Annotated in this window: 11 protein-coding genes and 9 pseudogenes; 13 read left to right on the top strand and 7 right to left on the bottom strand. The window is 60.7% G+C overall.

Going from position 1 to position 21,639, the window contains the following annotated elements; all coding sequences use genetic code 11:
- Position 1 precedes the first annotated feature (1 nt).
- Together ACZYHG_RS36400 and ACZYHG_RS36395 are read left to right on the top strand one after the other, a co-directional pair.
- Entirely contained in the window at positions 2-187 is a 186-nt protein-coding gene (locus ACZYHG_RS36400; RefSeq protein WP_464615092.1) for a hypothetical protein, read from the top strand.
- Positions 174-548, top strand: a pseudogene (locus tag ACZYHG_RS36395) (recombinase family protein); the annotation flags it as partial. The gene ACZYHG_RS36400 and the pseudogene ACZYHG_RS36395, both read left to right, overlap by 14 nt.
- Before the next feature lie 17 nt (positions 549-565).
- On the opposite strand, the gene ACZYHG_RS36390 reads toward ACZYHG_RS36395, so the two are convergent.
- Positions 566-2,629, bottom strand: a complete 2,064-nt coding sequence (locus tag ACZYHG_RS36390) for a recombinase family protein (RefSeq protein ID WP_464615091.1) — start codon at positions 2,627-2,629, stop codon at positions 566-568.
- A 421-nt stretch (positions 2,630-3,050) separates the two neighbouring features.
- On the opposite strand from ACZYHG_RS36390, the gene ACZYHG_RS36385 reads away from it, so the two are divergent.
- A complete protein-coding gene (locus ACZYHG_RS36385) occupies positions 3,051-4,712 on the top strand; it encodes a recombinase family protein (RefSeq protein WP_464615090.1) in 1,662 nt (553 codons plus the stop codon).
- A 24-nt stretch (positions 4,713-4,736) separates the two neighbouring features.
- On the opposite strand, the pseudogene ACZYHG_RS36380 reads toward ACZYHG_RS36385, so the two are convergent.
- The 3 pseudogenes from ACZYHG_RS36380 to ACZYHG_RS36370 form a co-directional block, all read right to left on the bottom strand.
- A pseudogene (locus ACZYHG_RS36380) lies at positions 4,737-5,015 on the bottom strand (IS66 family transposase); the annotation flags it as partial.
- Between the two features lie 53 nt (positions 5,016-5,068).
- Positions 5,069-5,769: pseudogene (locus tag ACZYHG_RS36375) on the bottom strand (IS6 family transposase).
- Between the two features lie 623 nt (positions 5,770-6,392).
- Positions 6,393-6,629 (bottom strand): annotated as a pseudogene (locus tag ACZYHG_RS36370) (hypothetical protein); the annotation flags it as partial.
- Positions 6,630-6,951: 322 nt separating this feature from the next.
- Here ACZYHG_RS36370 and ACZYHG_RS36365 point away from each other — a divergent pair.
- The 5 genes from ACZYHG_RS36365 (at position 6,952) to glmS (ending at position 13,184) form a co-directional block, all read left to right on the top strand.
- On the top strand, positions 6,952-8,343 hold the full coding sequence (locus ACZYHG_RS36365) for a TolC family outer membrane protein (RefSeq protein WP_464615374.1): 1,392 nt from the start codon (positions 6,952-6,954) through the stop codon (positions 8,341-8,343).
- A gap of 328 nt (positions 8,344-8,671) precedes the next feature.
- Positions 8,672-9,061 carry a hypothetical protein gene (locus tag ACZYHG_RS36360; protein ID WP_464615089.1) on the top strand — a complete coding sequence of 130 codons (390 nt, stop codon included), beginning with the start codon at positions 8,672-8,674 and terminating at the stop codon, positions 9,059-9,061.
- Between the two features lie 125 nt (positions 9,062-9,186).
- Positions 9,187-9,321 carry a hypothetical protein gene (locus ACZYHG_RS36355; RefSeq protein ID WP_464615088.1) on the top strand — a complete coding sequence of 45 codons (135 nt, stop codon included), beginning with the start codon at positions 9,187-9,189 and terminating at the stop codon, positions 9,319-9,321.
- 201 nt (positions 9,322-9,522) lie between these two features.
- Positions 9,523-10,497, top strand: coding sequence for a hypothetical protein (locus ACZYHG_RS36350; RefSeq protein ID WP_258580843.1), 975 nt, complete (start codon positions 9,523-9,525; stop codon positions 10,495-10,497).
- Between the two features lie 863 nt (positions 10,498-11,360).
- Positions 11,361-13,184 (top strand): glutamine--fructose-6-phosphate transaminase (isomerizing), encoded by a 1,824-nt coding sequence (glmS, locus tag ACZYHG_RS36345; RefSeq protein ID WP_258580842.1) that lies wholly within the window; start codon positions 11,361-11,363, stop codon positions 13,182-13,184.
- Positions 13,185-13,371: 187 nt separating this feature from the next.
- Here glmS and ACZYHG_RS36340 read toward each other — a convergent pair.
- A pseudogene (locus tag ACZYHG_RS36340) lies at positions 13,372-14,972 on the bottom strand (IS66 family transposase).
- Positions 14,973-15,089: 117 nt separating this feature from the next.
- On the opposite strand from ACZYHG_RS36340, the pseudogene ACZYHG_RS36335 reads away from it, so the two are divergent.
- The 3 genes and pseudogenes from ACZYHG_RS36335 to ACZYHG_RS36325 form a co-directional block, all read left to right on the top strand.
- Positions 15,090-16,183 (top strand): annotated as a pseudogene (locus ACZYHG_RS36335) (IS1595 family transposase).
- A 483-nt stretch (positions 16,184-16,666) separates the two neighbouring features.
- The gene (gene ltrA, locus ACZYHG_RS36330; protein WP_464615087.1) at positions 16,667-18,142 is read left to right on the top strand and encodes a group II intron reverse transcriptase/maturase; all 1,476 of its coding nucleotides are present in this window, start codon (positions 16,667-16,669) and stop codon (positions 18,140-18,142) included.
- A 136-nt stretch (positions 18,143-18,278) separates the two neighbouring features.
- Positions 18,279-18,965 (top strand): annotated as a pseudogene (locus tag ACZYHG_RS36325) (transposase); the annotation flags it as partial.
- Between the two features lie 164 nt (positions 18,966-19,129).
- Here the strand turns inward: ACZYHG_RS36325 and ACZYHG_RS36320 are convergent.
- A pseudogene (locus ACZYHG_RS36320) lies at positions 19,130-19,989 on the bottom strand (IS1380 family transposase).
- A 343-nt stretch (positions 19,990-20,332) separates the two neighbouring features.
- Here ACZYHG_RS36320 and ACZYHG_RS36315 point away from each other — a divergent pair.
- Both ACZYHG_RS36315 and ACZYHG_RS36310 read left to right on the top strand, forming a co-directional pair.
- The gene (locus tag ACZYHG_RS36315; protein WP_183454876.1) at positions 20,333-20,491 is read left to right on the top strand and encodes a hypothetical protein; all 159 of its coding nucleotides are present in this window, start codon (positions 20,333-20,335) and stop codon (positions 20,489-20,491) included.
- Positions 20,484-20,873 (top strand): annotated as a pseudogene (locus ACZYHG_RS36310) (recombinase family protein); the annotation flags it as partial. The gene ACZYHG_RS36315 and the pseudogene ACZYHG_RS36310, both read left to right, overlap by 8 nt.
- A gap of 132 nt (positions 20,874-21,005) precedes the next feature.
- Here ACZYHG_RS36310 and ACZYHG_RS36305 read toward each other — a convergent pair.
- Complete coding sequence (locus ACZYHG_RS36305) at positions 21,006-21,539, bottom strand: hypothetical protein (RefSeq protein ID WP_464615086.1); 534 nt, start codon at positions 21,537-21,539, stop codon at positions 21,006-21,008.
- Positions 21,540-21,639: the final 100 nt, after the last annotated feature.

The following is a 21,639-nucleotide window of genomic DNA, read 5'->3' as shown; positions in this document are numbered from 1 at the left end:
CATGAAGGCACTACCACGACCCTCGTCGCTACCGCTGCTGACCCAGCAGCTGAGCATGCCGCTCGATACGCCGCAGATGCGAGGCCTGAGCGACGCGGAACGAAGCGCCGTCGTTGCCAGGCTGGCGACCCTCCTGATGGCCGCGGCCGGCGTCGCGACGAAGGAGGCCAGCGATGACGGGCAATGATCTCCTTCCAGCGACGGTGCTGAAGCGCAAAGCTGTGGTCTACGTTCGACAGTCGACCCCCGGTCAGGTCCAGAACAACCTGGAAAGCCAGCGGCGACAATATGAACTTGTGGATGTTGCGCGCCGCTGGGGATTCCATGATGTCGAGGTGATCGACGATGACCTTGGTCGGACCGCCAGCGGCGCTGTCGACCGCCCTGGTTTCGAGCGACTGGTGAGCGGCCTGTGCACAGGCAAAGTTGGCGCAGTGCTCTGCCTCGACGCATCGCGCCTTTCCCGTAACGGCCGGGATTGGCACCACCTCCTGGAACTGTGCGGCCTGGTTGAAGCGCGCGTCATAGATCTCGACGGGGTGTACGATCTATCATGTTGATACCCTTATTCGGTAGCAGGTGGGTTAAAGTCGAGGTGTTGCCGCACGCCGGATTTGAGCGCTTGTATTGCGGCGATTGTTGCAGCGGCATCTGGGAACAGAACGCGTTTGTGATGGGCGTTTTGGTGGATACTGATCACGCCATTGCGGATTCGATGCCGGATCCAGGAGCGAGAAACGTCCGCTGCCATCGCTAGTTCAGACACCGTTAGCCACCCGGGAATGTGGTGAGAGCGGGCTGGTGTAGACTGCCTCAATACGCGATGGCGTTGTCGGACGATCTGGACTGTGCGCACAGGAACGTAGCTGCGGCGCGGTGAGCGGAAGCCTTCCTTAGTCAGTTTGGCCGCTATCGCCGCGTCGTTGAGCCCTTGATGAGCCAGTTCGAGCAGCCGGACCTCCATCTCGGCGCCGCGAGACAGGGCGCTCAAGGCATGAACTCTCGGCTCGACCTCGCGTTCGGTAACTTCACCGCCTCGCCAAACGATGCGGATCGTAATCCGATCTCGGACCACCCGTTGCAGGATCACTTTGTCGATCAGGCTGCGTAGCAAGGCTTTCTTGCGTCCCCACTCTATGTCAGGTCTCTGCCAAAATTCGGGAAGTTGCGAACCGGCAGCGATAAAATCATTCTGTTCTGTCGGCGTCAGATCATCAGATTGACTTTGCATTGCGCGACGGCGCTCAAGTGCATCCTCCGCTTGACGAAGCTCACGCAGAGCCCCCTCCCAACGGCGCTCCAACTCGGCCGCAATCAGGCGATTGTCAGGGTCAACCCGATTGTATTGCCGTTCTGCGAGCAGCGCTTGATAACGCAGCCGCTTGATCTGCTGCTCTTCAGCGCGCTTAAAAGCCTCGTCTGCCTGCTGACGAGCATCTTTGGCGTGCATCAACTCGGCCAACTCGGCCGGACTGGCCGCCGCGAAGAGGGCCTCAACGACGCGGGCGTCGATGGGATCGGCTGGCAAATGCTGGCATAAGGCTCCGCCCTGGCTGCGTGCCAGGAAGTTGCAGACGTAACGATTGCCGTTCTTGTATTCGACGCCCATTTTATGGCCGCATCGCCCGCACCAGACAATGCCTTGCAACACCGCCGCGCCATCACGCGGCGCACCGCGTGTCTGGTTTCGTCGGTATTCAGCGTGATTGTCGCTCAGCATGGTCTGGATCCGCTCGTAACGCTCCCAATCGCAATAAGCAGGATAACGGTCTTTAACTACGATTTTCCACTCTGCCATTGGCCGGCGTCGCGAGATGATTTTACCACTCGCATACCTGGCGTGACAGGACTGGGTGCGGCCATAGACGAAGGCGCCGGCATAGGCCGGGTTCTTCAACATCCCGGCAAGCATGTTGGCAGTTGGGACGCGCCAGACAACGTCGCCAAATCGATTTCGCCGCGGTATGGTGAGCGCACGATCCCGCAAGGAACGGATCACTTTTCCGACGGTGCCCAACTCCCAAAATGCAGAGAATATCAGGGCAATCCGGTCCTGCACTTCCTGGTTTAAATCCTTCATCACGACACCATTGGTATCCCGCTCCAACCCGGCTGGTAACAGCAAAGCCAACTCACCCCGTTCAGCCTTGCTGAGCAGACCAGCCGTCAGGCGGCCACGAAGCGTGTGCAATTCCACTTCCGAGATCGTACCCTTCAGGCCAAGCAACAGGCGCCCGTTGGCCGAGCCCGGGTCGTAAATTCCGTCGCGGTCGCCGATGAGGCATTGCCGATAGCCGCATAAATCGAGGAGTGGGTACCAATCGGAACAATTGCGGGCAAGCCGTGTCACTTCATACGAGAGAACGATGCCAACTTCACCCAATGTGACGCGTCCAAGGAGATCTTTGAAGCCGGCACGGTGAGCCGCCGCAGCTCCACTCTGGCCAAGGTCCGCGTCGATCACTTCGATATTGGTGTCGTCCCAGCCGAGATCTCCCGCACGCTGATGCAATGCATATTGCAGCCGCAGGCTTTCCTGGTTGTTGACCATCTGATGTGGTGTCGATTGCCGGATGTAAATCACGGCTTTTCGGCACAAATGCTGGGTTGTTATCAGATCCGACATCATGGCTCGCCCTCCAGAGAACCATGCGATTCCGATAGGGGTGATTCGGTTTCTAACGTTACGCTACCATGGTCAGCCATATCGCCGGAACTTCGCGGCGCCTGCGCCTTTGCACAGCTAACAAGGCGAATAAAATCGCGAACGCTCGCAGTCGAAAGCTTGGCTGACGGCGAATCTGGTGCCGATGGATACAGATTGGTGGCCGAGATCGGAATCTTCAGGAGAACATCATCGCGGTAAACGACAAGAAGCTGACGATAGGCGCCGGCGCCGCTCGGTCCTGCCGCTAAAATGAAATCGCGCCCATAAAGAGGGTGCGCCGGATCAGTAACTGTTATGCGCTGATCATCTCCAAATCTAATTGGGGCATTAAGATGTGTGCTCGTACGATCCTTGTCGGCCGAACGATCGATTGTTGTTGGGTATGAAGGGCAGCATCAGCGAGTTTGAGCTCGGCATATTGCGAACGCGCATGCTTGACGCGGCTCGCGCCAAAGCGCGGCGGGGGGAACTGCGCCTCAGTGTTCCGATCGGCTATATCTGGCATCGTGAATACGGTCTGGGGCTTGATCCTGATCTTCGGGTACAGCAGGCGATCCGCCTCATCTTTTCGCGCTTCCGCGAGCTTGGCAGCGCCCGTCAGGTGCTGATTTCGCTGACGGCTGATAATTTCCATTTTCCCCGTCCTTCTGACGGGCGCAAAACGGTGTCCTTCGACTGGGTGCCGGTTCGCTATCGAAGTGTTATTTCGATCCTGAAGAACCCATTCTACGCCGGGGTCTACGTCTATGGTAAAAGCGAGAAGCGAACGGAGATTGTCGATGGCAGGGCTCGCAAAAGCTACGGCCACGACAAGCCCTTTGGAACGTGGGAAGTGCTGCTCCAGGATCATCATGAAGGTTATATCGATTGGAGTGAGTTTGAGCGGAACCAGAGCCATATCGCCGTCAATGCCTTTGGACAGAAAGGCGGCATCAAGTCGGGTCGTGGCGGCCGTGCGCTGCTTGCGGGCCTGCTCACCTGCGGCCGATGTGGAAGGCGGTTGGGCGTTGTCTATTCGGGCCGGCCTCCGGGTCATCCCTATTACCGCTGCGAACGTATCAACCAGATGCTGGCCAAGCCGCGATGCATGACTTTTGGCGCATCTCGCATCGACCCTGCCATCGGCAAAGAGATATTGAGAGCCGTGACGCCAATGGCGATCGAGGCCGCAATGGAAGCTGATCGTGCGCATCGGGATAATCTGGAAGAACGACACCGTATGGTGGAGCTGGACTTGCAGCAAGCTCGATACGAGGCATCTCTCGCTGAGCGTCGCTATGCCGCTTGCGACCCCGACAACCGGCTGATCGCTGCCCAACTTGAGAAGAGCTGGGAGGCAGCGCTCAGGCGCGTGGAAGCCTGTGAAGCGGGTTTGGCCCAAGCGCGACAAATCGATCTTGTCACCCCAGTTCCCGATTTTGCTGGCATTGCCACCGACCTGGAGGCTGCCTGGCGCGCGCCTGACGTCGATATGCGTTGCCGTCAGCAGCTCCTCCGCACCCTCGTGTCGGATATCATCGCTGACGTCGATGAAGAGCAACGTGAAGTTATTTTGACGATCCACTGGAGGGGTGGCCAGCACTCCCAGCTGCGTATTCGCAAACCCAAAGCTGGCGAACATGGCCAGAGTACTCCGGAGGCCGCCCTTGCCGTCATGCGGTCTATGGCTACCCGCTGGTCCGACGCAAACATTGCCGCCACTCTCAACCGGATGGGAATGCAGACCGGACAAGGCAAAACCTGGACGGCGCGCCGTGTCGGGGCACTGCGCACGGTCCATAAAATCCACGGCTACCGATCCGCCGAAAAGAATGGCGAATGGCTCACGCTGACCGAAGCTGCCAAAAAGCTTGGAGTTACAGCCCATCGTGTCCGTCGACTGATCAAGGAGGGCGTGCTCCCTACCGAGCAGGTTGTTCCGGATGCGCCGCACCAAATACGAGCCACGGACCTGGAAAAGGATCAAGTAACCCAGTTTCCGCGTCACAGGGGCCCGTGTCGCATCAAAATGGAAAACCAAAAGTCCCTGTTTCCAGACGTTTGAGGAGGAGGTGCAGTATGAATCGGTCGTTGCAAAAATTCTGATGTCACGCTCCAGAAGATTATTGTCGATCGGCATCCTGCCATCTTCGGTGTAGCGCGTCAGATACTCCCACTGGTTCAGGGTGTAGGATACGGCATCGCCGAGCTTGCTGTCGGGCAAGACCTTCGGGGCGATTTCGTCGAGCCATTCCTTGAGAGCATTGAGGATGGGGACGCTGCGTTTCTGGCGAAAGCGGCGAATGCAGTCGGCCTGCGTTTCACCGCTGTCCGGTTTTTCGTCCCGCGCCTGTCTCTCAACCCGATAGGGCGTTGTCACGTTGTTTGAAATGTGGCCGCGTGAGGCCGACACCGCGCTTTTCAGGCAGGCCGTGCACTCACGGCTTCCCACGCGGCCATTGCCTGGCGTCGATGGGTTCGAATTTGTGCTGCGGAGCGGTTGGTCTGGGATGGGACGAAGAGATTTCGCACGGCGGAGAAGATCGACACGAAATGCTGCAATGAGCCGACCGACCGGAAACCCTGTCGCGTTCGTTCCCGTTTTCGGAACGGCAGATGAGAATTCTCCGCCCGGTTGTTCAAGCCTTTATGCGAGCGGTGTTCCACGTTCGGCATGACCTGGCGTTGGGCCGCCCCGTAGGAGCGCAGTTTGTCGGTGATCGTACGCTTTGGCGGCAGACCCTGCTTCTTCAGAAGTCGCGTCAGCAGGCGCTTGGCGGCCTTGCTGTTGCGACGCGTCTGGACAATCTCGTCGAGCACATATCCGTCCTGATCAACCGCTCTCCACAACCAGCACTTCTGACCGTTGATGCGCACCACGACTTCATCCAGGTGCCAGACATCGGCGACTTGCGGCGTATGCGGCGCGCATAATCAGGGCCGTGCTTTCGGCACCATCGGCGGATGGTCTCGTAGGAAACGACCATCCCGCGATCGAACAGCATTTCCTCGACATCGCGCAGGCTCAGATTGAAGCGGAAGTAGAGCCAGACAGCACGGGCCACGATTTCGATCGGATAGCGGTGGTTCTTGTAGGTCGGTGCACTCACGGTCATGGTCATGGGCGCGCTGCTACCTCAATTTCCTTACCCCTCAATCAATGTGACAGCACCTCATCGCGGCCGGTTTGCAGGCGCTGACCTTTGCTTCCGACGAGTCGCGTCCGCCTCTTTGCGGTCACTGCCACGTTATGAAAAGGCATCGCAGCTGGTGGCGATCAACTTTCATATCCATGTGCGGCGCAGGCTCGCCAACGATCACGTGGTGGATGGCGCAACGCTCAACCCGCGAGAGTTCGAATGCCTGAAATGGACGGCGCGCGGCAAGTCGCCTGGGACGTCAGCCAGATCCTCGGCGTCTCAAAGCGCACCTGACCTTCCATCTGAAAACGCCAAAGCAAAGCTCGGCGTGGGAACGGTCAACCAGGCCGTCGCACGGCTGGCTGCCTCCGGTCAGGCGAGTTCTGATCCCTTCCACCGCGATAGCTGTAAACGTCTACAGGCTGCATCACCAGCGGCTTTGTCCTTCGATGGCGGAAACACACCCCGCACGGAGGCGACCAGATGGTGAATTGGGCTCACGAAGGGCAGCAAAGCGTGAACTTACGCCGAAGCGTCCCGCACCTGGCTGATCGCCAGCAGAAGCTCGCAGATTCTTGGCGGCGGCACTTAGTGCAAGGCCAAGGCTAAGCGCTGCCGCCTCCGATGCGCCACACCGGGATACCGACCTTGCGCGCCTTGTCGGCAAGATTGGCCCGATTCCAGCGGGGGAAGACCGCGACACCAGTCGGCAAGACCTGCGGCGTATCGTCGTTGCGCATGAAACCGTGCGGCGTTGCCGTGCTTTGTCCCGTCCCGCTTGAAGGCATTTGCGGCATCTTGCGAAAATCGGCCCAGCGGGCGGCAATGCGCTCGGCGATTTTGGCGACCTTGGTTCTCGAACCAGTCCCGCCGTCGGAGGCGAATGACGGTCTCCCGGATAGTGAACTTTATTGCGATCGCCGATCCGCTGTACCGCTATGCCTCCAGCTTGCGGTTGGTTCCGTTGATATCCATCATGTAGATGGGTTTCCATCAAAACAATCGATTTTACGCAGAATGACCGGAATGAAAAGGGTCGCTCGGGTGGCTCTCTCTATGCGCAAGCATAGAGCCTGAAGGGCCCCGAGACGTCGTGTCGGCTGGTTAATCGCGACCGCCGATGCGGCGCAGTTGCCATGACGAAATAAAATGAGGGATATGTTTGTGCCGACTGTACGCAACAGCATTTTTGCCACTATTTTTTGCTCTGCTAGCATCCTACCGCCGTTAACGGCGTCGGCAGAGACTATCTTCGGAACCCTATCTAAGGCCTATCAGAACAATTCTTCGCTGAATTTGACCCGGGCCGGCACACGCGTCACGGACGAGGGCGTGGCCATCGCCAAGTCGGGCTGGCGTCCGACCATCACCGGCTCCGCGGATATCGAGTATTCCAGCAGCCACCTTAACGGCTCGAACCGGAGCGTGCGCCTAACCCAAGGCAACTTCGGCGTCGAAATCGATCAGACCCTGTTCGACGGTTTTCAGACCAGGAACAATGTCGCGGCTGCCGAAGCGCAGGTCGGCGCTTCGGTCGAGAGCTTACGCAACGCCGAACAAGACACCCTTTTCAACGCGGCTCAGGCCTATATGAACGTAATTCGCGACCGGCAAGTTGCCGTGCTGACGGAGCAGAACCTGCAGTTCCTGACCGAACAGGCGCGTGCTGCGCGTTCGAGCTTCGAGGTTGGGGAAGGCACGCGCACCGACGTCGCGCAGGCCGATGCCCAGCGCGCCAACGCAGTGGCGAAGTTGAGTGCCGTCCGCGCGCGGGCGCTGGCAAGTGCGGCAACCTATCGTCAGATCGTCGGGGACGAGCCGGGGAAGCTCAGGCCGGCGGCGCCGGTGGCAAAATTGCTGCCGTCGAGCCTCGATGCGGCCATCGCGATCACATCAGCCGAGCATCCGGCCATCCTCGCCACCCAGCTTCTGGTTGACGCGGCGGCGTTTTCAGTGAAATCGGCCGAAGGCGCGCTGCTGCCCCAGCTTTCCGCAAGCGCCGGCGTCTCGAGCGCTTATCGCGACACCGTGCCCGGTGTGATCACCTCGGGAACGGAAGGCACAACCAATTCGGCCAGCATCGGGGCGACGCTGACCGTCCCCATTTATTCTGGTGGCCGCACTTCAGCACTGGTGCGCCAGTCCAAGGAATCGCTCAGCCAGGCTAGGATCAAGGTCGACGTCAGCCGCGACCAGGTGCGCCAAGCCGTGACCGCGGCATGGACCGCTTATACCGCCGCTCAGCAGAGCGTCGCGGCCAACCGGCAGGCGATCGCAGCCGCGCAGCTTGCCTTGAACGGCGTCATCGAGGAGCGCAATGTCGGCCAGCGCACTACGCTCGACGTGTTGAACGCCCAGAACGACCTCATCACCGGCAAGATCGATCTTGCCAGCGCCGAGCACGACGTGGTGGTAGCGAGCTATGCCATCCTACAGGCGACCGGGCGTCTGTCGGTCGAGCGCCTTGGCCTGAACGTGACAAAGTACAAGCCTGAAGTCCATTACAACGCGGTCAAGGACAAGTGGATCGGCCTGCGCACGCCGGACGGTCGCTAGCCGATCAACGCACGCCCTGCGAAAGATCCCTCTTGACCGGAGTCGAGAACGGCAAAGGCAGCTATCCAAGCCCACTTCGAGCATCATACGTTGTCCAACTTTCCCAGCACTGACAAACTGCGGTAAAAGTTGTCAATGCCGGGGCGCGGGGAGATCAGATACGTCCAGATTCGCAGCCCTAGTCTTAGTCTAGTAAGCACCACTTGCGCGAAACGCGGAAGTTCATTGGTCTCCAACAAAATCTGCTCCTTAGGCGAAGAAAGCACGAGATACCTCAATCTCTTAAAGGCCTGCGATCAGCTCTCACACGGCGGTGAAACTCGTTCACTTGAACATCATCCTCAAGGAAGACACCGCGCACAGGCCGCTTCCTAGCGTTGAGATCGCTTCCTCCTTTTTCGCGGACGCGTCACAATCGGACGCCACGTCGGCAAGGTTCTTTTGGGGTCCGCGCGACTGCGCCCGCATTCTACGAGCGGCCGCGGAGCCGGTTGGGCTCGACCACGATTTTGAACCGCTTGATCTTTCTCCGCTCTCATACGGCAAGGACATCCTGCTGACGCCTGCCGGCGTGCAGCTCGTGCTGCTGAGGGAGGACTGTCGGAGTCTGCAGATCGCCGTTTCCGGTGCCTCCATTCTCCGCCCGTTGCGGCTATATGTCGACGCAATCGTGCCGCCGCGGCACCTGAAGTTCCATGTCGCTGCCCGTAGTTTCTGAATGACATCAATGGTTGCGGCCGCCTGGTAGCTGCTTGCCTTCCGCCGGAACCCCGCAGAGGGCGTCTGCGTATCCTGCTCCAGGCTTTAGATGGTTCGCTGCCGGAGCATCCTAGGAGATCGCCATTGCCCTGTTCGGGAGACGGCGAGTCGAAGAAGATTGGTCTCATCCGGGCAGCCATCTTCGCGATCAGGGTGCGTCGCGCCGTCCAACGTGGCCGCTTCCTGATGGGCGGCGGCTACAGACAGTTCCTGGTGTAATTGTGGTGACAGCCTACTATTTGGCTTATTCCAAAACACGCAGGGATCTGTCCGCATCCGCCCATGACGGGCTTATTGTGCATTGCACAAAACCTGACGCGCGGTTAGTCTTCCCACTGCGGGAATTGGGTTTGGGTAATACGGACGAAGCACTGAGAACCAAGGCTTCGTTGATAGTGCATTCATACCCCGAGGACCCTGATGACCGATACGCACCCCGACAAAGCCGGCGCTGCAAGCCTTGAGGCGATCGCGCGAAACGGCAGCATGCTCCATCGCATCGCTGTGCGTATCCCGACCTATCTCTCGGATTTTCGAGAGAATCCGGCGTGGCTGCCGATGTTCATGCTCGCCCGCACCATGCCGGCACGGAAAATGCACTGGCGTGGTGCAAAGCCTGTTCGAGTGTCGCAGAATGCCCAGGACACGATGTTTGCTGGCGTCAATCGCCAGGATGTTGTCGACGCTCTGCGGTCGGATGGGCTTTTTTCCGGTCTCGTCTTGCCAACAATGGTCTCTGAAGATGTAGCCGCATTCGCCAGATGCACACCTTGCTTCGGCAATTTCGACCGCCGCCTCGAATTCATGCCGACGGAGCATGCGGAGGCTGAGGTCCGGTTTGGCCGTCCGTTGCTCAGCGGCCACTATTTCGAGCGCATTCTGGGCTGCAAGGCGGCACTCGCCATCCAGAACGATCCGCTGCTCATGGATATCGCCGCGCACTATCTCGGCGGCCAGGCGAAGTTGATCACCACGCGTGTCTGGTGGAGTTTCCCGACCGGCCAAGCCTCCGACGCCGACAAGAACCTGGCTTCGCTTGGCAAATACCACTTCGACCTCGACGACTGGCGGATGCTGAAGTTCTTCTTCTACCTGATGCCCGTCGACGAGGGCACCGGCCCCCATGTCTATGTCCGAGGCAGTCATAACCGCCGCGCCCTCAAGCACCAGCTTACGCTTCTCGTCGGCCATCCCGCGCAAGAGGTTCTGGATGTCTACGGGGAGCAGAGCCCGGTCACGCTGACCGGGGAGGCCGGTCTCGGTTTCGTCGAGGATCCGTTCGGCTTCCATATGGGCACCGTGCCGGCCCGCAGGCCACGGCTGATGATGGAAGTCGGCTTCGGCGTTTCTCCTCCATCGCGCCGCCGCTTCCATGGCGAGCCTGTGATCCGCTGATTTCGAAAAGTCACGAAAAGAATATGGCTATGGCGCCATTCCAGTCTGTTCGGCGCCGAAGCGGTTGTCTGCACATCCGTTGGATGTGGCTGGCGCTATGGGTCTCGCCATGGCGCTAGCCAGCGCATGTTCGAATCGAGGTGCGATGGCGCCGATTTCCGCGGACCGGCTCAGCTGCCAAACTTGAATGAATCGATCTCAAACCGGGCGTCGATGCGCGACGACGACCTTAAACCGAGCTCGGAAGGATGCATGCGACCGACTCCTCTCGCGCCAAAATATCCGCATCAGGTCTTGCCAACGGCCGATCTCGCGCGCGGCGGCGCGGGGCTAACGCAGGCGTACGGGCGCCTGTAACGATAACCGGATCGGGCGCGGTGCGGGCGTCGGCCGCGTGCTTGCTGGCGCGACCGCTTCGCCGACTTCCGGCAGCGCGCGTCGTCTTCAAGTCCCGCGTCGTCAAGCTGGATGGAAAGGGTCTTCAGAGCGCGCGTCGCGCCTCAACGATCTGCCGACGCGAGTGGATTGGAAACCTCAGGGAAAGGACTGCGTCGGCGGTTGTGTGGGGAGGTGCGTAGCCGGGATGGCCGCGCATGGCCGGCCGACCGATGTTGTTGCTTAGTGCCGCGGGTGTGAGCTTGCGTTCGGTCATGAGAGTGTCAGGCGCAACGAGGAGTTTAGATCAGGGCCCGCGTCTTGGTCTATGCCCGCGTCTTGGTCTATCCATAGAGTGGATGGTAGCTATCCTTACAATCAATTGTACCGATATTACCAAATACTACTACAAGATCCTGAATGAAAGCGGGCCGGGTGGGTGTCGTCTCACGTGGGCTGAAGCTGCCGGGAAGAATGCGGAGACGAACATGTGCGGGATTGTTGGCATTGCTGGGCAACAGCCGGTGTCGGATCGGTTGGTCGACGCGTTGAAGCGTCTGGAATATCGCGGCTATGACTCGGCCGGCGTTGCGACGATCACCGAGGGCGCCTTGCACCGCCGGCGCGCCGAGGGCAAGCTCGTCAATCTCGAGACGAGACTGAAGGAAGAGCCGCTGAGCGGCAACATCGGCATCGGCCACACGCGCTGGGCAACCCATGGGGCACCGACTGAACGCAACGCGCATCCGCACTTTAGCGATGGTGTGGCCGTCGTCCATAACGGCATTATCGAGAATTTCGCGGAGTTGAAGGACGAATTGGCGGCGGCGGGAGCCGAGTTCCAGACCGACACCGACACTGAGGTCGTCGCGCATCTCTTGGCAAGACACCGCCGGGAGGGCATGGGGCGAGGTGAGGCGATGCATGCCATGTTGAAACGCGTCAGGGGCGCCTACGCGCTAGCCATTCTCTTCGAGGATGATCCATCGACCATCATGGCGGCGCGCAATGGACCGCCGCTGGCGATCGGTCACGGCGACGGCGAGATGTTCCTGGGCTCCGATGCGATCGCGCTTGCTCCCTTCACCAATGAAATTACCTATCTCATCGACGGCGACTGGGCCGTAATCGGCAAGACGGGCGCCGATATCTTCGATTTCGACGGCCATCCTGTCGAGCGTCCGCGACAGACCTCCACGGCCGCGGCCGATCTCGCCAACAAGGGCAACCATCGCCACTTCATGGAGAAGGAAATTTACGAGCAGCCCGAGGTCATCGCGCATGCGCTCGGTCACTATATCAACATCATAGAGAATCGCGCCGACATGGTTTCTGGCATCGATTTCGCCAGAATCCCGAGCTTGGCGATCTCTGCCTGCGGCACCGCCTATCTCGCCGGACTGATCGGAAAATACTGGTTCGAGCGCTATGCGCGCCTGCCGGTTGAAATCGACGTTGCGTCCGAATTCCGTTACCGCGAAATCCCGTTGTCGCCGCAGTCGGCGGCACTTTTCATTTCGCAGTCTGGCGAAACCGCCGATACGCTGGCATCGCTGAGATACTGCAGGGAGCTTGGGCTGAAAATTGGCGCCATCGTCAATGCCCGCGAATCGACCATCGCTCGGGAGGCCGATGCGGTCTTCCCGATCCTTGCCGGACCGGAGATCGGCGTCGCCTCCACCAAGGCTTTCACCTGCCAGCTTGCCGTTCTTGCCGCACTCGCCATCGCCGCCGCCAGGGCCCGCGGAACCGTAACCGAAGACGAGGTGCAGGCGCTCGTCAGGAGCCTCGCCGAAGTCCCGCGCGTCATGGGCCAGGTACTCAACAGCATCCAGCCACAGATCGAGTTCCTCTCGCGTCAACTGTCAAAGTGTCGTGACGTCCTGTATCTTGGCCGCGGCACCAGTTTCCCGCTGGCGATGGAAGGTGCGCTGAAGCTCAAGGAGATTTCGTACATCCACGCCGAAGGCTACGCGGCGGGTGAGTTGAAGCACGGTCCGATCGCATTGATAGACGAGAACATGCCAGTTATCGTTATCGCGCCACATGATCGCTTTTTCGAAAAGACCGTCTCCAACATGCAGGAAGTGGCTGCCCGTGGCGGGCGGATTATCCTCATCACCGATGAGAAAGGGGCAGCGGCATCGAAACTCGACACCATGCATACGATCGTGCTGCCTGCCGTCGACGAGATTATCGCGCCGATAATTTTCTCGCTGCCGATACAGCTTCTTGCCTACCACACGGCGCTCTTCATGGGCACAGATGTCGACCAGCCGCGCAATCTCGCAAAATCGGTCACCGTCGAATGACTGTGACGTTTTGATAGGTGGCGATGCTCGTCCATCCGAAAGCGCCAACACGTGTCTAATAGAACTGAAGCTCGGATGAAATCCAACAATCGCCATCCCTTTTTCGGCAGGTCGGGCAATTGCGCAGGGCAGCCGGATTGAGCTTGCTCAACCCGACGTCAGGTAACCGGGGCAGATTACCGGGCAGTCAGGCTTGAGCGGCTTGCCTAACGAGATCCGGGAGCGGCGGAATCGACTCTTGTGTTGGTATGCCGAGGCGGTCGCCGAGATAGCGGAAGAATGAGACGTCGAGCTTGATGCAGGTCTTCATCAGGCCGAGCAGGACGTCGCGGGCGTTCTTGCCTGCCTCGCTGACGGTTCCGCCGGAGATCTTGCGCTTGGTGACGAAGGTGCGGATGTCGTTTTCCGAACCATTGGTGTGGAGTGGGATCTCGGGACGATCGAGAACGCGCAGGAGTTCATGCTTGCGGCGATGCAGCCTGGCAAGAAGCCGGTCGAGCATGACGTAGCCGGTTCGTCGTTTGAACAGGCGCTCGAAGCGGGCGCGCAGGGCCGCCGCGCGGCGCGGACAAGGAGCACGCTGGTAGCTCTTGAGGTCGCGATAGAACCACCAGATCAACTGGCGCATGATGTCGACGGCCTGACGTTGATCCGGGGTCACGGGTATCAATTTGTGGACGAGCCGCTCGGCGTGGACCCAGCACAGAGCATGGTCGCCGATGCGGAACTGGCCGGCATCATCGGATACGACCACGGTATCGCCGAGAAAGCCGTGGTGGCGGATCGCTCCCCACATCGCCCCTTCGGTGGCGATCCTGACTGGGTTGGGCTCAACCGCGAGCTGGTCGAGGCCGAGTGCGGCCAGATGCGCCTGCCATGCGGCGCTGTCGGCAAATGCCTTGTGCGGCGCAGCCGCCAAGCCGCGCGATCACCGGACCGGCGAGGTTGCGGCCGCGCATATAGGCCAGGGCCTCTTCATTGATGAAGTAATCGCTGTGCCCGGCACGCAAGCGTCGCCAGGAACGCCTCCCGTGACTTCGATCGCCCGGTGCGGAACGCGGTGAAGCGGCGATCGCCGATCTGGGTGGTGTAGCCGTCCTGGTTGGCGTGGCGCGCCGACGTATCATCGACGGTGATCCAGGGCGCCGTAGCCAGCCCGGCGCGCAGCACGTCACGGTCCTCCGCCGCGAAGGCCTCCAGGCCCTCCGAAATCAGCCGCACCACCTGGCGCTTCGAAATGTCGACCCCGATCCCGGTCAACAACGCCGTCAACCGCTCCGTCGTCACCTGGCCTTGAATGTGACAGGCCAGAATGAAGCGGCGCAGGTTCGCGCCCCAGCCGCCGATGATCCCCGCCGGCAACGGCGCCACCATCGTTTCGCCGGTCGGTGTCACCCAGCGCTCGCGGCGATAGCGCACCACCTCGGCCGACAACGCCAGATCGCGCACCAGGATCGTCTCATACCCCTTGAAGCGAGAGCCCGCAGGAGCGCTCACCGCAACCGTCACCTCGCGGCTCACGCGACCGCCGTCGCGCTTGGCGCCGCGCCGGCGGCGCTTGCCCTTGCCAGATGTCGGCTGCGTCGCCTTCTCCATGCCCGATGGCTTGGTCGGCTTGACCGGGGGACGCGGCGGCAGGTCCTTCAGCCGGGCGATCTCATCCTTCAGGGTCTGGTTCTCGGCGCGTAGCGCCTGGTTCTCAATCTCAAGGCTCTCGACCCGGCCTTGAAGACCGCGCACTTCGCCGATCAGCGCAGAAACCAGCCCGCGGAGTTCCGCAAGCGACAGGCCTTCAAGCGAATCAGTCGATGGTAGCGTCACGGGCCTTTATCAACCAAAGACCGCAATATCCTTGTGATGTATGGCTTTTCATGCGATTCTTCGGGCTGGTCTAAGGAGGTGAGAATGCCTGAAATGCTTGCAGCGCTTTCCAACATTCGGACTGTTGAAGAAATGATCGCGGCCTTCCGGGATGAGCAGCATTGCCGTCGGTTGCTGGAAAGCATGGTGTGGCCGGATGGCCGGATCTGCCCCGCCTGCGGATACAAACGCTCGATTGCGCTTGCCGGTCGCGATACCGGCAAGCGTCGCGCCCGACCGGGTCTTTATCAATGTTCCAGCGGCGATTGCCGGTTCCAGTTCACGGTGACGACACACACGCCTCTGCACTCCACGAAGCTTCCCTTGCGTGTTTGGCTGAAGGCCATGTGGCTGTTACTGCAATCCGACAAGGGCTTGTCGTCGGTGCGCCTGGCCGAGGCGCTCGGGGTGAGCCAGCCAACGGCCTGGCGGATGGGACATGCACTGCGTCTCATGGTGGCGCGGGAGAACATGCTCGCCGGCACGGTGGAGATCGACCATTTCCATCTCGGTGGAAGGCCCAGAAAGAATCCCGACGACCCGCCTCCGGGCCGCGGCCGGAAAGGCCAGGCGAATACGGACAAAACGCCAGTCATGGCAATGGTGCGGCGCCCGAGTGACGTCATGCCTGGCACTCTGGCCGGTGACGCGCGTGCCGCGGTCGTGACCAGTCTCTCGGCGCGAGCAAGCGAACGCGTCATTGAAGCGCAGATCGAATTGGGAGCTCATTTGATGAGCGACGAGTGGAAGGCATTCATGGCCATTGGTAGAGCTTTGCCAAGCATGAGACAGTGAAGCATTCCAGCGGTGAGTATGTCCGGGACGCCGTCCACGTCAATTCGGTCGAAGGTTTCAACTCCCGCGTCCGCCGTACCATCGCCGGCGTCTTTCATCATATCAGCCCGCAGCATGCCGACCTGTATTTCCACGAGATCGGCTTCCGATGGTCGCAGCGCGTCGTCACAGGAAACGTCATTCGCAAAACCCGGCATGGCCGGGAGAGCGTGCGAACCCTGTGGTCGCGCGTGCCGCCTGCGCTGCAATTGACGAATGTTTTTCGCACCGCCACAGGTCGTCAGATGCGCCGAAGCCCGGATGGCGGCATCATCATCAAATCAGCCGTCGCTGTCTTTGGTTGATAAAGGCCGCGTCACGCAAAGGGTGAATCACGAACGCACGCGCCTGCAAACCCCCACCGCCCGGTAATCTGCCCCGGTTACGCTAGTCCCTATGATTGGAGAGCATGAGATCCTATGGGGGTGCGCCGGGAGACCGGCAAGGAGTAGATGGTGAAAGTCCATTACGATGAAGGAGTAGCGATCCACGTCGGCCCCGAGCCGTGCGCAGGCATCCGCGAGGATGTCGGCGAAGCGTCGGTAGGGGAGCATGCAGGCCAGCCATTGAGCCGCGAAAGGGATCTTATCTCGGATGCCGACGCTGTCCTCATAGCGGAAGGCAATATGGGAGGTGCGCTATGCGAGTGCCTCACCAATCCGGCGCGGTCTTTTAGACCCTGGCATGCATGGACGCTCTTTGTACGGGAACCGGGAGATCTCCGGGTCGGCCATGGCCTCTTTGGAGGACATGGTCCGCAGCGGGAAGGCGAGGAGCCGTAGCCGCTGATGCACGACACGGAGAAGTCTGACTCTGGCATAGTAGCTGTGAAGCTGACGAACAAAGCCGGGCAACCGGTGGCGGAGTTGGTGGAGCCAAGGCCGGGGACCAAGGGGAACGCGGAACAGCAACGCATGCACCGGACGCAGGGCCGGGCTCGCATGACCCAGTCGCTGGATCGCGTACGGAAAGCCGCAAGGCTGAGGAAGAAGGATCGGTTCACCGCGCTCTTCCACCACCTCACTGTCGATGCATTTCGCACGGCGTTCTTCGCGCTCAGGCGCAAGGCCGCCCCCGGGGTGGATGGCATGATGTGGCAGGACTACGAGGCAGACCTCGAGCCTCGGCTCGTAGATTTGCACAAACGAGTTCATCGGGGAGTGTATCGCCCGCAACCGTCGCGCCGGACATACATACCGAAGGCGGACGGGAAGCGGCGGCCGCTAGCGATCGCGGCTCTGGAAGACAAGATTGTCCAAGGGGCGACCGTCATCGTGCTCAACGCCATCTACGAAGGTGACTTCTGCGGCTTCTCCTACGGGTTTCGGCCCGGGAGAGGCCCGCACGATGCGTCGGATGCGCTGTGTACAGCGATCGACAAGCGGCAGGTAAACTGGATCATCGACGCCGACATCCAAAACTTCTTTGGGGATGTCAGCCTGACATGGCTGGTCCGCTTCCTGGAACATCGGATCGGCGACAAACGCATCATCCGCCTCATCCAGAAGTGGTTGAAGGCGGGTATCCTCGAAGACGGGATCGTGACCGTCGATGACAGGGGAACGGGTCAAGGGTCGGTGATTTCGCCGTTCCTTGGCAATATCTACCTGCACTACGTTCTCGACCTGTGGGCCAAGCGCTGGCGACAGCGCGAGAACACCGGCGACATGATCATCGTGCGCTATGCGGACGATGTGGTGGTCGGCTTCGAGCGAGAGGAGGACGCCCGTCGTTTCCTCGATGCGATGCGTGCGAGGCTTGAGGAGTTCATGCTGTCGCTCCATCCGGACAAGACCCGCCTGATTGAGTTTGGTCGCTTTGCGGCGGTCAATCGCAAGCGGCGCGGGCTCGGAAAACCGGAGACCTTTACCTTCCTGGGGTTCACACTCATCTGCGGACGATCCCGTCGCGGCCTCTTCCAGCTTCAACGGAAGACCCGCGGGGATCGGATGCGGGCGAAGCTCCAGGAGATCAAGGAGGAGCTACGACGACGATGGCACCAGTCGATCCCTGAACAAGGGAAATGGCTACGGCAGGTGGTGACCGGGCATTTTGCCTACTTTGCAGTCCCCACCAACAGTCGCGCAATCTCGGCATTCCACCACCATGTGGTGAACCTCTGGCGGCGGGCGCTCCAGCGCCGCAGCCAGAAAGACCGAACCACATGGACAAGGATCGCTCTGATCTCGGGCGACTGGCTTCCCAAACCGCGTACTCTTCATCCTTGGCCAAGCGTCCGCTTCGCCGTCACTCACCCGAGGTAGGAGCCGAGTGCGGGAATCCCGCTCGCTCGGATCTGTCCGGGGGGCGCCCAGAAACGGGCGTCCCTACCGGGAAAGGTGGATAGCGACCTGCGCTCTGGCAAAGTGAGGTTGCTCAAAAACTCACTGGAGGAGAACCATGCATTCTGCAGCTGATCATCCAGAGGCGTCTGTCGCAATCCGCGTCAATCTTGGCGCGATTTTTGTTTCGATGGAACTCGGGAAATCGACTTGGCTAATCACATCTCTCTCGCCGGGCGGTGGAGAGAAAATGTCGAGACACGCCGTTACCGGCGGCGATATCACCGGACTGTTTGCGCGCTTTGATGACCTGCGCAAGAAGGCGCAGGCGCGCACGGGCAAGTGCTATCCGCTCGTGGTGATTCAGGAAGCTGGTCTCGACGGGTTCTGGATCGATCGGGTGCTGCGCCAGGAAGACTGGATCGAAAGCCATGTCGTCGATGCCGCTTCGATTGCCGTGTCGCGTCGGCGTCGCCGTGCGAAGACCGACCGGATCGACGGCGAGACGCTGGTCCGCACACTGATGGCCTACAGGCGCGGAGAGCCGCGTGTCTGCTCGATGGTGCGGGTACCAACGCCCGAGGACGAGGACCGTCGCCGGATCAGCCGGGAGCGCAAGACGTTAATCGCCGAGCGGATCGAGCACTCCAACCGGATCAAGGGCCTGCTCTTCAGCCAGGGAATTAGGGATTATGAACCACGACGCCGCGATCGGCGCAAGCGTCTGGATGAGCTTCGCACTGGGGATGGCCGGGCGCTGCCTGTCCGCATCAAGGCCCAGATCAACCGAGAACTAGCCGCCTTAATGCACGGCGATAAGCTTTTGACGGCCTGAAGCGACGCTGTGGTCGCCGTTGCGGTGCTTTTCCACGCGCCTCGTCAGGCGCCGGAATTGCTCCGTCGTGATGGCAGGCGGGGGTTTGCAGGTTGCGGTCGACGGGTTCGTTTCGGGGCGTCTGCGCCCCATCGTTATGTCGCGAGTTGGGGGATGCGATCGAGGACGATGCGCAGGATGCGCTGGTCGGGGCACGATGTCGGCAGGTGCAGGCGGATTTGCGATTTCATCTCGACCACCCGCGCAGCGATTTTGATGAGGCGCAATCGCAGCGTGTCGAATTGGGCGACGGCAAAGCTCGAGCGCCTCGGCATCGCGGCCCGCAAGCCCCACATCAACCAGTAAGCACCGGCATGCAGGAATAGCCGGAACTGGTTGGCCGTCGCTCTGGTGCAGGATGTGCGGTCGGCGGCAAGATGCGTCTTCCGCGACTTGATGTGGTTCTCGGCCGCGCCGCGCCGGCAGTAGACATCCTCGTAGAGCGCCTTGGCCTTCCCACCGGCAAGGTTGGTGACGACGAAGCGGGTATCGGCACCTTGGGCGCCGACCTCGACCCGCGCGATGATGCGCTCGACGCGGCTCCAACTAGCGGCGCCGTCAACGAACTCCTTGAACCTGCGGACCTTGCCTGTCTTGGCCGACGCTTCGAAGCGCGCCGTCGTGCTGGCCTCCAGATCCGCGACATGCTTGCGCAGGGTCGTGGTGGGCGCGAGGCCAAAGATGAGTCGACGTCGTTGGCGCGGCACCAGTCGATGACCTGCGGGCTGCAATAATGGCTATCGCCGCGGAGCAGGATTCGAATGTTCGGCCAGTTGATCCGGATCGCCCGCACCAGACGGCGCAGGTGGGGGCGGATCTCAGCCCCACTCGGCCGCTTGGCCGGTCGCAGGATCGCGCTGACGAACCGTCCCGCACCATCGAACACTACGATCGGCTGGAAGCCGTACTCGTCATGGTGGGCATTGAACAGGCGAAGCTGTTGGCCTCCGTGCACAGCGTCGAAGGAAACATCTCCAGACTGCCCATCACCAGGACCTTCCCGCCTCGGCAACGATCATGCGGGAGGGCCACGCCTTTGAAGGGCGGCCTCTGGCCGTAATCAGCCGCCTCAAACGCCGCGGCGAGCCAACGCTGCTTTTAGAATTGCCGGACGGCAGCCGGACCTACATTCCCGTCGCGTGGACGGATCTCGGGGGCCTGGGGGGGTGATTCCACAGCCTCGCCGGCTAATCACTCCAGCATTGGGCGGCTTTCAGACCTTCTGCATCTGCGCTTTCTGACCGACGCTCTTCTTGAACGGCGCGGCGAGTCGCCGCCCGATGACAAGGAGGAGCGACATGCAACTGAAGCTGAGATTCGCCGAGGAAGACCGCAAGCGGCCTCCCGACCCACCCACCTGGGAGACGCTGGACGCCGAGGCGCGGGCGGAGGCGTTGCGCCGGCTCGCCCTCGTGATCGCGCGCATGCTGACAGTGAGGGAGGCCGGTCATGACTGAACACAGCAAAATCGCCGCCGGTCACCAGGCCCGGCTGGCTGTCGTCTACCTGCGCCAGTCGAGCGCCTCACAGGTGGAGAACAACCGTGAATCGACCGAGCGGCAATACGCGCTCTCCGGTCGGGCGCGCGAGCTGGGTTGGCCGGACGAGCGTGTCTTGGTCATCGACGAGGACCTTGGCCTGTCCGGCTCCGGCAGCGTCATGCGCGCCGGCTTTGCGCGGCTGACCAGCGAGGTGGCGCTGGCCCGGGTCGGCATCGTGCTTGGCCTGGAGGTTTCGCGGCTGGCGCGCAACAATGCCGACTGGCACCGGCTGATCGAGTTGGCCGGACTGACCGATACGCTGATTGGCGATGCCGACGGGATCTACGAGCACACATCTTAATGCCCCAATTAGATTTGGAGATGATCAGCGCATAACAGTTACTGATCCGGCGCACCCTCTTTATGGGCGCGATTTCATTTTAGCGGCAGGACCGAGCGGCGCCGGCGCCTATCGTCAGCTTCTTGTCGTTTACCGCGATGATGTTCTCCTGAAGATTCCGATCTCGGCCACCAATCTGTATCCATCGGCACCAGATTCGCCGTCAGCCAAGCTTTCGACTGCGAGCGTTCGCGATTTTATTCGCCTTGTTAGCTGTGCAAAGGCGCAGGCGCCGCGAAGTTCCGGCGATATGGCTGACCATGGTAGCGTAACGTTAGAAAAAGGATTGTAGAAATAAACCACCAGCGGCGCTTCGGGAAATTCGTAAGCCGCCGCATCCGCCTCGACGACACTGAGCGCCCGGCATTTCCGTGACGGATCTCTGAAGCGAGCGATGTTCCCTCTGGCGATTTCGACCAGCTCGCGCGCGAACTCCATCCCGATGATCGCTGCAAACGGATATCGCGACGCCAGCAACAGCGTTCGCGATTTTCCAGAGCCGATGTCTACGAATGTATGGCCCTGGAGGTCGCTGGGCAGCGACTTCATGATGAAATGAAAGGTTCTGGGCGATGTGCATACGGCTTCGTTGCCCTTGCTGCGATGCGGGCCGATGACATCCAACGCAGCGAGCTGGACCGAGCCGGCCGTATCGACACCGTGCTGGCGATCCCATTTTCGCGCGGGGCGGTCGGCAACGATATAACGGACATTTCGCAGGACA

It is taken from the genome of Mesorhizobium subarcticum (assembly GCF_055456085.1).
Note: the sequence above shows the minus strand (reverse complement) of the source record. Positions and strands in the feature narration are given on the sequence as shown.